General features: G+C 67.8%; 13 protein-coding genes. 7 read left to right on the top strand and 6 right to left on the bottom strand.

What is annotated here, in order from left to right; all coding sequences use genetic code 11:
- On the bottom strand, positions 1 to 1,199 hold a 1,199-nt coding region (gene serA, locus DJ75_RS15115; RefSeq protein WP_094525249.1), incomplete at its 3' end, for a phosphoglycerate dehydrogenase.
- A gap of 214 nt (positions 1,200 to 1,413) precedes the next feature.
- Between serA and DJ75_RS15110 the strand changes: the two genes are divergently transcribed.
- Positions 1,414 to 2,751 carry a hemolysin family protein gene (locus tag DJ75_RS15110; protein WP_094525248.1) on the top strand — a complete coding sequence of 446 codons (1,338 nt, stop codon included), beginning with the start codon at positions 1,414 to 1,416 and terminating at the stop codon, positions 2,749 to 2,751.
- Between the two features lie 22 nt (positions 2,752 to 2,773).
- Here the strand turns inward: DJ75_RS15110 and thpR are convergent, their stop codons facing one another.
- Entirely contained in the window at positions 2,774 to 3,367 is a 594-nt protein-coding gene (thpR, locus tag DJ75_RS15105) for an RNA 2',3'-cyclic phosphodiesterase (protein WP_094525247.1), read from the bottom strand.
- A 271-nt stretch (positions 3,368 to 3,638) separates the two neighbouring features.
- On the opposite strand from thpR, the gene DJ75_RS15100 reads away from it, so the two are divergent.
- The 4 genes from DJ75_RS15100 (at position 3,639) to DJ75_RS15085 (ending at position 7,158) form a co-directional block, all read left to right on the top strand.
- Positions 3,639 to 4,058 carry a hypothetical protein gene (locus DJ75_RS15100; RefSeq protein WP_094525246.1) on the top strand — a complete coding sequence of 140 codons (420 nt, stop codon included), beginning with the start codon at positions 3,639 to 3,641 and terminating at the stop codon, positions 4,056 to 4,058.
- Between the two features lie 106 nt (positions 4,059 to 4,164).
- Complete coding sequence (locus tag DJ75_RS19440) at positions 4,165 to 4,905, top strand: HU family DNA-binding protein (protein ID WP_275542311.1); 741 nt, start codon at positions 4,165 to 4,167, stop codon at positions 4,903 to 4,905.
- Positions 4,906 to 5,477: 572 nt separating this feature from the next.
- Positions 5,478 to 6,698, top strand: coding sequence for an MFS transporter (locus tag DJ75_RS15090; RefSeq protein WP_176451472.1), 1,221 nt, complete (start codon positions 5,478 to 5,480; stop codon positions 6,696 to 6,698).
- Between the two features lie 70 nt (positions 6,699 to 6,768).
- The gene (locus tag DJ75_RS15085; RefSeq protein WP_094525245.1) at positions 6,769 to 7,158 is read left to right on the top strand and encodes a CopG family ribbon-helix-helix protein; all 390 of its coding nucleotides are present in this window, start codon (positions 6,769 to 6,771) and stop codon (positions 7,156 to 7,158) included.
- A 29-nt stretch (positions 7,159 to 7,187) separates the two neighbouring features.
- Here the strand turns inward: DJ75_RS15085 and DJ75_RS15080 are convergent, their stop codons facing one another.
- Positions 7,188 to 7,502: a hypothetical protein gene (locus DJ75_RS15080; RefSeq protein ID WP_249269113.1), complete on the bottom strand. Its 315-nt coding sequence runs from the start codon at positions 7,500 to 7,502 to the stop codon at positions 7,188 to 7,190.
- Positions 7,503 to 7,856: 354 nt separating this feature from the next.
- Here DJ75_RS15080 and DJ75_RS15075 point away from each other — a divergent pair, with 354 nt between their 5' ends.
- On the top strand, positions 7,857 to 8,114 hold the full coding sequence (locus tag DJ75_RS15075; protein ID WP_094525243.1) for a hypothetical protein: 258 nt from the start codon (positions 7,857 to 7,859) through the stop codon (positions 8,112 to 8,114).
- Between the two features lie 28 nt (positions 8,115 to 8,142).
- Here DJ75_RS15075 and DJ75_RS15070 read toward each other — a convergent pair whose 3' ends face one another.
- Positions 8,143 to 8,892: a TrkA C-terminal domain-containing protein gene (locus DJ75_RS15070; protein WP_094525242.1), complete on the bottom strand. Its 750-nt coding sequence runs from the start codon at positions 8,890 to 8,892 to the stop codon at positions 8,143 to 8,145.
- Between the two features lie 305 nt (positions 8,893 to 9,197).
- On the opposite strand from DJ75_RS15070, the gene DJ75_RS15065 reads away from it, so the two are divergent.
- Entirely contained in the window at positions 9,198 to 10,307 is a 1,110-nt protein-coding gene (locus DJ75_RS15065) for an alanine--glyoxylate aminotransferase family protein (RefSeq protein ID WP_094525251.1), read from the top strand.
- A gap of 30 nt (positions 10,308 to 10,337) precedes the next feature.
- On the opposite strand, the gene DJ75_RS15060 is transcribed toward DJ75_RS15065, so the two are convergent.
- Positions 10,338 to 10,664, bottom strand: coding sequence for a hypothetical protein (locus tag DJ75_RS15060; protein ID WP_094525241.1), 327 nt, complete (start codon positions 10,662 to 10,664; stop codon positions 10,338 to 10,340).
- Positions 10,665 to 10,674: 10 nt separating this feature from the next.
- Positions 10,675 to 10,905, bottom strand: a 231-nt coding sequence (locus DJ75_RS15055; RefSeq protein WP_141212066.1) for a DUF424 domain-containing protein, incomplete at its 5' end; no start/stop codon positions are given.

Raw genomic sequence — 10,905 nt, 5'->3', positions numbered from 1 at the left:
GACTCGGTCACGTCGATGCCGCGCTCCTCGGCGAGGCGCGGCGCGTTCACCGCGTTCACCTGCCACTCCAGCGGCTCGAACACGCCCTTCAGCGCGCTCGCGGTGACGAGCTCGACGTCCTCCTCGGCGATGTCGCCCTCGTAGGTCGCCTCAACGCTCGTGATGCGACCGTCGAGCAGTTGGGCGGCGACCTTGCCGGCGGTCTCGGCGACGTCGATGTACGGCTTGATCCGCGGGAAGGCCGTCTCGTCGACGGAGGGCGCGTTGAGCGCGGTGAGTACCGGCTCGTCGTCGAACGCCGCGAGGACGGCCTCCGCGGTGTCGACGGCGACGTTCTCCTGGGCCGCCTCGGTCGAGGCGCCGAGGTGCGGCGTGACGACGATCTCCTCGACGTCGAGCAGCGGCGAGTCCTGCGACAGCGGCTCCTCGGCGAATGAGTCGAGCGCGGCGCCCGCGAGGACGCCGTCGTCGACCGCCTCGGCGAGCGCGTCCTCGTCGACGATCCCGCCGCGGGCGCAGTTGATGAGGTAGCCGCCCTCGAGCTGGGCCAGCTCGTCCTCGCCGATCATCCCCTCGGTCTCGGGGAGGAGCGGGGTGTGAACCGTCGCGAAGTCGCCGCGCGCGAGCGCCTCGTGGAGGTCCTCGACGAGCTCGGCGCCCAGCCGGTCGGCGCGCTCCTCGGAGATGTACGGGTCGTAGACGACCAGGTCCATCCCAAGCGAGTCGAGCCGCTTGGCGACCTCTTGGCCGACGCGACCGAGCCCGACGATGGTGAGCGTCTTGTTGTTCACCTCGGTGCCGAGGAACTCGCCTTTGGCCCACTCGCCGCCGAGGAGGCGGCCGTGCGCCTGCGGGATTGAGCGCGCGACGGCGAACGTCATCGCGACGGTGTGCTCGGCCGCGGCCCGGACGTTCCCGTCGGGCGCGTTGGCGACGATAACCCCGTGGTCCGTGGCGGCCTCGATGTCGATGTTGTCGACCCCGATCCCGGCGCGACCGACGATGACGAGCTCGGGGGCGGCCTCGAAGACGGTCTCGGTGACTTCGGTTCCCGAGCGGACGATGAGCGCGTTGGCGTCGCTCACGGCGTCGAGGAGGGCTTCCCCCTCGACGTCGTAGTCCGTTTCGACCTCGTGGCCGGCGTCTCGGAGTCGGTCCAACCCCGCGTCCGCGATGGGGTCGGTCACGAGTACCTTCATGTCCGTATCCACCGGCGGCGCGAGGTTAACGCTTTCCTCATCGCGCCGTTTTGCCGTCCGATATGATCCGCGATCGTGCGCATCTAACCCCCTCGTTTTCGGTGGAAAATCCTCGTTCGTGCCTACCCGATCGCGGTCGAGTGAACCGCCGCGGTCCCCGGTCGGACCGCGGGCGCGGCGGTACTGCCTTTTATATCCGGCCGCACGGGCACACATGGACATCACGATCGCGTTCGCCGGGGTGGCCGCGATCCTCGTGCTGACGGGGGTCAGCGCCTTCTTCTCCAGCTCGGAGCTGGCCGTCTTCTCGGTGCCGACCCACCGGGTCGACTCGCTGCTGGCCGCCGACGTGCCCGGCGCGCGGGCGCTCTCGGCGCTTCGCGAGGACTCGCACCGCTTCCTCGTCACGGCCCTCGTGAGCAACAACGTCGCCAACATCGCGGCCGCCTCGGTCGCGACCGCGGTGTTCGTCCGGTTCGGCTTCTCCGGGGGGCAGGCCGCGACCGGGTCGACGCTCGTCACGAGCGTCTTCGTCATCGTCTTCGGCGAGATCGCGCCGAAGTCGTACGCGGTCGCGAACGCCGAGAAGCACGCGCTCCGCGTCTCCCGCCCCGTCGTCGCGATCCAACGGGTCATCCGGCCCGTGCTCTACGTCTTCGAGGCGCTCTCCGGCGTCGTCAACCGGTTCACCGGCGGCGAGCCCGACATCGAGTCGTACCTCACCCGCGAGGAGATCGAGACGCTCGTGCTCTCGGGGCAGGCGGCGGGCGCGATCGACCCCGAGGAGGGCGCGATGATACGCGGCGTCCTCGACCTGGAGTCGACGCGCGTCTCCGCGGTGATGGTCCCGCGCACGGACATGGTGGCGATCCCGGACACCGCGACCCCGGCCGACGCGCTCTCGACCGCCGGGCGCGAGGGCGTCACCCGGATGCCCGTCTACGGCGAGAACCGCGACGACGTGGTCGGGACCGTCGACGTGCGCGACGCCATCGGCGCCCACGAGCGGGGCGAGCCCCTCGCGAGCGCGCTCCGCGAGCCGACGTTCGTCCCCGAGACCCAGCCCGTCGACGAACTGTTCGACGAGCTACGATCGACCGGCCGGCGGATGGCGATCGTCGTCGACGAGTTCGGCGCGGTCGTCGGGATCGTCACGCTGGCGGACGTCGTCGAAGAGATCGTCGGCGAGCTCGTGGGCCGATGGGAGGTCGATCACGTCGACGTGGTCGCGCCCGACGCCGCGGTCGTCCGCGGGTGGACCACCGTCGCGCACCTCAACGAGACGCTCGGGGTAGACCTCCCGGTCGGCGGCGGCGTCGACACGGTCGCGGGGCTGATCACCCAGCGAATGGGCCGGGTCGCGGCCGAGGGCGACCGCGTCGTCCTCGGGGACGTGTCGCTCACCGTCACCGGGGCGACCCCGACGCGGGTGACGCGGGTCCGAGTCGAGCACCCGGGAGCGAGGGCGGCGGCGAACGGGGAGGGGGAGCTCAATGATGAGGGCGACGGCGGCTCCGAGGGCGACGCCGACGACCCGAGGAACGCGGAGTGACGGGGGCGTCGGGAGGCCCTCGTCAGAGTTCGAACGACGCGACGGTGTCGTACACGGGTCCGTCGCTCGTCAGCGTCGACTTCACGAGGCGGACCGCGTCGGCCTCGAACCGTCCGATCTCGGGGTCGCGCTCGCGGACGACCTCCCGAACCAGTTCCTTCCCGCGGGCGTCGTTCATCCGGGCGAGCGTGACGTGCGGGGTGAACGCGTGCTCCTCCGGGTCGACGCCGATCGCGGTCGTCTCCGCCTCCAGCGACTCGTGGAGCGCGGTCAGCGCCGCGCTCCCCGCGCCGACCCCCGCCCAGACGACCGAGACGTAGTCGAGGCTCGGGAAGACGCCGAACCCCTCGATCGCGCACTCGAAGGGACCGACGCCGGCGTCGGCGACCGCGCGCTCGCCGGCCGCGATCACGTCGTCGAGCGGCGGCACCTCTTCGTCCTCGACGCTCCGGTCGGCGGCGTCCGCCTCGCCGATCTCGCCGAGGAACTTCAGCGTCACGTGCGCCCGGTCGGGGTCGACGAACCGCAGCCCGTCGGCGCCTTCGAACGCGGCCTGCGCGTCGGCGAGTGGCTCCGCGAGGTCGTCGGGAAGGTCGACGGCGAAGAAGGCTCGCATGATCGGAGTGGGATCGGTCGCGCTCGAACATAAATCGTCGATGACGCGGCGGGCGCCCGTCCCCCGCCGGCCGATCGATCGCGGGGAACCGGCCCCGTCGGAATCGCTCGCGGCCGATAACTCATCGCGGTCACGCCGCGGACGACGCGCGTATCGGTCGTCGGTTCGGTGCCCGCCCCGAGAGATTCGAAGCGATCGGGACGAGAGGACGTTCGATACGCCGTTTCATTCAATACGAAGACATTTCACTGCCGGCCCGGGAAGCGTTGCCATGCAGAGAAGACAACTTCTACGCGGGGCCGGCGGGTGTCTCGCAGCTGTCTCGCTCGCCGGCTGTGCGGGCGCCCTCTCGAGCGGCGACCGGGACCCCGAATACCCGGGCGGGACGCTAATCGTAACGAACACCGGTGACGACGCCGTGTCGGTCGCGGTACGTACGAAACTCGACACGTACGACGCCTCGCTCGACACCGCCGTCGCCGGTGGAGAGACGATCGTCCGTCGGGAGTTCGTCAGCGCCCGACAGGGCGATATCGTCACCCTCGAAGCGCTCCTCGGCGAGACCGGAGAGCGCCTCCGCTTTCAGTTCCTCCCCGAAGGGAGTGACGACAACCCGCCTGAGGTCGCCGAACTCACGTTCGAGAACGCCGTCGAGGCCAGTGCGAGCTGGGGCGCAACGGGCGGGACGTAGTCAGGTCCGGGCCCTCAAACCGCAGTCAGACCAGCGTTGGACACGACACACTAACGCTCAGATGAATTTTCAGATATTTTATATAGTCTCAGAGCGTGAGAGGGTTGTGAGTAAAGGTATCATGTCCCAAGACGAGCTCTCGCGGCGAACCGTACTGCGGAGGAGCGCTATCCTCTCGGCGTCCCTCGGACTGGGCGCGGTAGCGACGACCGGTCAGGCCGCGGCGATGAACAAAGCGGAACTGATCGAGGCGATGGCGAGCCACGCCGGACTGAGCAAGTCGGACGCGAAGCGGGCGCTCGACGCGTTCACCAGTGCGACGACGAACGCCTTGCAGAAGGGTGACAGCGCCGTACTGATCGGATTCGGATCGTTCAGTATCTCGAAGCGCTCCGCCCGGACGGGGCGAAATCCGAGGTCCCGAAACGGGCCCGCGGACGAGTCGCCGGTGACGTTCGACGCCTGCCCGGAGTTCGCGGCCGCCCTCGATCTCAACCCCGGTAAGGGCGACGAGGCCAGCGCCAGGTGCCGCGACGCCGACGTGGTGATCGACGCGGAGTACATCGCGATCGAAACGGGACGCGAATCGCGCGAGGGGGTATCGGCGAGCGACGCGGAGCGGGCGATCGGGGCGTTCGTCAGCGTGGCGACGGAGGCCCTGAAGAAAGGCGATCGGCTGTCGGTGGACGGGGGAGCGGACGAGAGCGAGGTGTTCGGCACGTTCAGCATCTCGAAGCGGTCCGCCCGGACCGGGCGAAACCCTCAGACCGGGAAAGAGATCCAGATCGCGGCGAAGAACGTGGTCGAGTTCAAGACGGGTGCCGAACTCTCGAAGGCCGTCAACTGAAACGGTCGCGGCGTGTCACCCCTGAGACCGGTCTCCGCGTCGTCAAACGAGCGACGACCCCGGTCCGGGAAACCGACCGACTTCTCGTCTCTGCGAGTCGCCCCGCACGAGCCTCGGCGTTCCCCTCTGAACTGGCGGAACCTCTCATACGCAACTCCCAGGCGTCTGCTATCGGCCAATTCGGGATGTATCCGAGGAACCCGACGGAACCCTCGTGCCGACTCCATCCCCCGCATCGGTCACCCCCCTACCGACGGCCGCCGCGCCGTTCGACGGGGCGATACTACATACGGGGCCGCATCCTGCGAGGAACTCCCACCCGCTTTCGCAAGTAACTCTCTCGGGACAGCGGCTGCGGCGAGCGTCCGACCGTCGCGACCGATACGCAGTCTACCGGCCTCACGCCGCCGTGAACCGCGCAGACCGCTCGTCGGCACACCGGCCGTTCGGTACTTCGAGCCGCCGAACGGCCGACACCCGACCCCGGCTCTACTCGCCCGATGCGCTCGTATTACGAATTCGCGGTCCGATCATAACACAACAACCATCTCGGCGGAATCGCCATCCGAAGTATGGCCGTTCCGTTCCGGCGTTCCGCCGCTCTCCCTCCGCGGAGCGTCCTGAAGTATTACCTCTACAAGTCGACCAAGGCCGTCGAATTCTACCGCCCGATTATGTATCTCTTCTTCCTCGCACAGGGACTCGATTTCACGCAGATCGCGGTCCTCGAAGCGGTATACAACCTGACGACGCTGCTGGGTGAAATTCCGACGGGCTACGTCGGCGACCGCCTCGGTCGGCGCAACAGTCTCCTGACCGGAACCGCTCTCATCTCGCTCACGCTGCTCGGAATCGGACTCTCCGGTTCGTTCCGGGCGCTCGTGGCGCTGTACGTCTGTTGGTCGATGGGCTACAACTTCCGCTCGGGAAGCGAAGACGCCTGGCTGTACGACACGCTCACCGACGACCTCTCCGAAGACGAGTTCGCGCACGTCCGCGGACGCGGGGAGTCGGTCGCGCTGGCGATCGGCGCCGGTGCGGCCGTCGTCGGGGGGTATCTCGGCAGCATCGACCTGTCGTATCCGTGGTTCGTCGCCGCGGGAGTGACGGCGCTCGGCGTGGTCGTTCTCCTGACGATAGACGAGCCCGAGACCTACGAACGGGCCGACACCGCGACACTGAGCTTTCGCCGCACGCTGTCGATCATCCGGCGAACGGTCTCGGAGCGGAACGTCCGGGCGTTCGTGCTGTATTACTACGTCGTCTACGCGGCGGTGACGTACCTCGTGTTCGTCTTCCTCCAGCCGATCTTCGAGACGATCGTTCTCGACTTCGGCGTCTCGCAGTCGGCGGTGCGGTCGCTGCTCGGGTGGTTCTACTCGGCGTACAGTCTCGTCGGCGCCGGACTGAGCTACTACACCGGAGCGATCCGCGCCCGTCTGGGGCTCCGGACGTGGTTCCTGTGGCTGCCCTTCGTCGTGGGCGGCGCGCTGGTGGGCATGTACTTCGTTCCGGTGCTCGCGCTCCCGACGTTCCTGCTGATCCGCGGGCTCTCCGACGTGACGCGGTCGTTCGCCGGCCAGTACATCAACGACCGCACCGAGACGGCGGGCCGTGCGACCGTGCTCAGCGCGATGGCGATGGTCAGCGGACTCGCGGTCGTGCCCTTCCAGCTCGGGAGCGGCGTCATCTCCGACGCCGTCTCCCCGCTGTTCGCGCTCGCCGCGGCCGGCGTCGTCCTCATCGTCAGCTCGACCGGTATCCTGCTCTGGGAAGCGCCGATCGAGGGGTAGCCGCCGCCGCGTTCGCCGCACGGAGACCGCGTACTCGGAACTCTTGTACGAGCGCCCCGAACGACGCCCGATGCGAACGAGTTTGAACATCCCGGACGCGGTCGTCGACGAGTTCGATCAGGTCTGGCGCGACGAGGGACTGGACAATCGGTCACGAGCGGTTCGCGAGGCCATACAGGAGTACATCGAGTCGCACTCCCGACTCGAGGACCTCAGCGAGGACGTCATCGCGCTCGTCGCCTTCGACTACCGCCACCACGAGGTGATCGGCGAGCTCCACGGCGTCCAACACGACTATCAGGACGTGATCCGCAACACGAGTCACACGCACCAGGGGGAGTGGTGTCTCGAGTCCCTGTTCTGTCAGGGGACCGGCGAACGCGTCCGGGAATTAACGTATCGGCTCCGTGACTTCGACGGCGTGAACCGAGTGAAAGTGATGGTGATTCGAGACGACTGAGCCCGGGATACGCCCGTGAAATCGCCCGCTCAATCCGCCGCCGTCGCCGCGTTCCCGGCCGACTCGGACGGTGCGTTCAGATAGAGATAGATCAACGTGAGGATCAGGACGACTTGGACCGCCTTGTCGACGTAGTCGATCGCCCCATATTCCGACTTGGCCACGATCCAGAGGGGGAACTGCACGGCGGTGTACGGAATCCCGATGAGATAGAGCAGGCGACGCCGATAGTCGAGCGAAAACAGCGCAATCGAACCGGCGTAGCCGACCCCCGCAAGCGCCACCGGTGCCCGCCCTTCGACGACGCCAGCGTACACGTGAAGAACGCCAGTGATGGCGGCCAACGCGATTGCAACCCACTGGAGCCGAGTGAGCGATCCGCTCCTCCCTACCGAGCTATTTTGCATATCTTTCACAATACTACTCTGTCGGGCCTTTAGATAAGGACTGTTATTATCCGACCCCGGGCTCCGTCATACGACGCTCCGTACTCGTCTCCCGCGGACGGCCTTCGATGGCCCGCGGACAGCCCTTGATGACTTACAGACGGCCCTCGATGAGCTCGGAGGCGGTTTCGACGAGCCGGACACCGGAACCGCGATAACGCGTCCCTGCGGGCGGGCCCCCTCGCCGCCGCGGCTCACGTCGACCGCGCATCGCGGCGACACGCATTAGCGCCCCGGACCCCTACCCGGCGTATGGCCTCGGAGTCGTGCGACGTCTGCGAGCGGTCCGTCAGGATCGCCGGCGGGATCGGCGACCTGTGGAACTTCGCGTTCGAGTCGACGCAGGGGATGACCCTCGAACTGACGGACGGCGCCGAGTTCTTCCTCTGTTTCGACTGCATGGAGTCGCTCCCGGACGACCACGAACCCACCGAGGGGGACGTCGTCGACCTCCGCGAGCGGACCGACCCCGTCGAGGAGGACGGGAACGACTTCTGGCACTGGCGCTGAGGCTCCGCCGCCGGCGACCGGTCCGAACTCACTTCCGCGGCGTGCCGAACGCCCCCAGCGAGCCCTGCTCGAACGGGGCCTTCGAGAGCAGGGAGACGATGTCGCCGGCTCGGAAGGTAGTCTGCCCCTTCGGCGTGAGCATGTCGCCCTCGCGTTCGATGCCGACGACGTGCGTGTCGGGGGAGAGATGTCCCTCGTCGACCGCTTGCTCGATGGTTTTGCCCGCGATTTCGGCGTCCTCCGAGACGGAGAACTCGGCGACTTCGGCGTCGCCCGCGAGGCTCATGAAGTCGGTCAGCGACGGCCCTTTCGAGACGGTCTCGGGACCGAACGGATCGTACGGTCTGTGGTACTCCCCCTGCATCACGCTCTCGTCTTCGATCCGTAGCCCGAGGTCGGAGAGCTCCCCGGCGACGTGGTTGATGTCGTCCGTGTCGGCGCCGACGACGGTCACGAGGAGGTTGCCCGAACCGGACATCAGCTCTTGGACGGTGACGACTCCCGAGACGTCCAACGCCGACTGGGCGACCTGCGTCCGGTCCGGAATCGGCGCCGTGCACCTGAACAGGTAGGTGATGTACCCGTCGATCGACTTGTAGTCGATGTCGGCCAGGTAGCTTCGGAGAATTCCCCGGTCCTCGAGTTGGTCGATCCGGTTCCGGATCGTCGCCGGCGTCACCCCCATCTCCTCGGCGATGTCCGACGTCGCCGTGTTCCGCGCGTTCACCGCGAAGTAGTAGAGGACGCGCTTGTCTATCTCATCGAGGCGGTGTCCCATACTCGAACTACTGCCAGACGGCACAAAGAATTTCGCACGACGACGAGTTCGCCGGCCCGCACCCTCACCGGTGCCGGTCCGTCGACTCGGGCTCGGATCGCCTTTCGGCACTCAGTACGAGACGCGTCCGATCGCCGGCACGAGACGCGTCCGATCGCCGGCACGAGACGCGTCCGATCGCCGGCATCAGAGGCATCCGATCGCCGGCACGTGACGCGTCTGACCTCCGATCGACGCCCTCGTTTTGAGCGGATCATAAGGACCATACCGTCTCGCGACCCGGTACCATTCGACAGGTGGATCCCGTGACGAAGAAACGCGAATACCGAGACGACTACGACGACAAGACGCTGTACATCCCCGGGCCGACGGAGGTCCGCGACGACGTCATCGAGGCGATGACGGAGTCGACGTTCGGGCACCGGATGGGCCGGATGACCGACCTGTACACGACCATCGTCGAGGACACGAAGGAGTTCCTCGGCACCGACAACGACGTGATCATCCTCACCGCCTCCGGGACGGAGTTCTGGGAGGCGTCGACGCTGAACCTCGTCGACGAGCGCGTCCTGGTGCCGACCTGCGGGAGCTTCAGCGAGCGCTACGCCAACGTCGCCGAGCGGCTCGGCAAGGACGTCACCCGGCTGGAGTACGAGTGGGGCGACGCGGTCAAGCCCGAGGACGTCCGCGACGCCCTCGAAGCCAGCGACGAGGGGTACGACATGGTCGCGGGCGTGATGAACGAGTCGTCGACCGGCGTCCGCAACCCCATCGAGGAGATGGGCGACGTCATCGGCGAGTACCCGGACACCTACTTCGCCGTCGACGCCGTCTCGTCGCTCGGCGGCGACTACGTCGACATCGAGGAGCACGACATCGACATCATCTTCGCGTCCACCCAGAAGGCGTTCGCGATGCCGCCGGGGCTCGCGGTCTGCGTCGTCAGCGACGACGCCTACGACCGCGAGGTCGAGAAGGGGGACTCCTCGTGGTACGGCGGCTTCCGGCGCGCCATCGACTACTACGACCGCAAGGGCCAGACCCACTCGACGCCCGCCATCCCGATCATGTTAGCGTACCGCAAGCAGATGAAGCGCATGCTCGACGAGGGCCACCGCGCCCGCGACGAGCGCCACCGCGAGATGATGGCGTACGTCCACGACTGGGCCGACGAGCACTTCGCGATGTTCCCCGAGGCGGGGTACGAGTCGCAGACGGTCGCCTGCATCGAGAACACGCAAGGCATCGACGTCGCCGCGACGATCGAGGCGGTGAGCGAGGAGTACGACATGGCCTTCTCGAACGGGTACGGCGACATCGCCGAGGAGACGTTCCGCATCGGTCACATGGGCGAGCACACCGTCGAGAGCGTGACAGAACTCACCGACGCCATCGAAGACGTCGCGGACCTGTAGGCGGTCGCCCCGGTCTCTGCGTTACGGGGGTCACCCGTCCGCCCGCGGCTCGATCAAGTCGATCCGGTAGCGCCGCCCGCCGGCCGCCGTCTCCTCGACCGCGACGACGACGAACGAGTCGTCGCCGACGTCGACGATGTCGCCCGTCGAGAGTGGGCCGTCCGGTCCTGACTCGCCGCGCCGCCGACGGTTCCGGCGCTCCCGCTCGCCCGCCTCGCCCTCGCTCTCGCCGTCCACGGCCTCCGGCGAGACGCCGATAACGGCGCGCTCGGCGTCGATAGCGCGGTTCCAGAACGCGTCCGACGGCGGCTGCGGTTCCAGCAGCGCCGCGAGCTCCTCCCGTCCGAGTCGCTTCATACGACCCGACTCACAGCCAGAGCAGTTGTGCGTGTCGGGTCTCTCCGACCTCCAGCACCGTCTCCTCGTCGACGAGTCCGGCCTCGACCGCGACGCCGACGGCCTCGCTCCCGACGATGTTCGCGACCTGCGCGCGGCCGAGCCCGGCGACGACCTCCTCGGCGCTCGCCTCGACGGCGTCGTCGCCCCCGTAGAACTCCTCGGTGACGGCGAGGGTCACGTCGCCGTCACCGAGGAGTTC

Source organism: Halorubrum sp. Eb13, from assembly GCF_002252895.1.
GTDB lineage: Archaea > Halobacteriota > Halobacteria > Halobacteriales > Haloferacaceae > Halorubrum.
The sequence above is the reverse complement of the archived record's forward strand: the minus strand, read 5'-3'. Positions and strand labels throughout refer to the sequence as shown.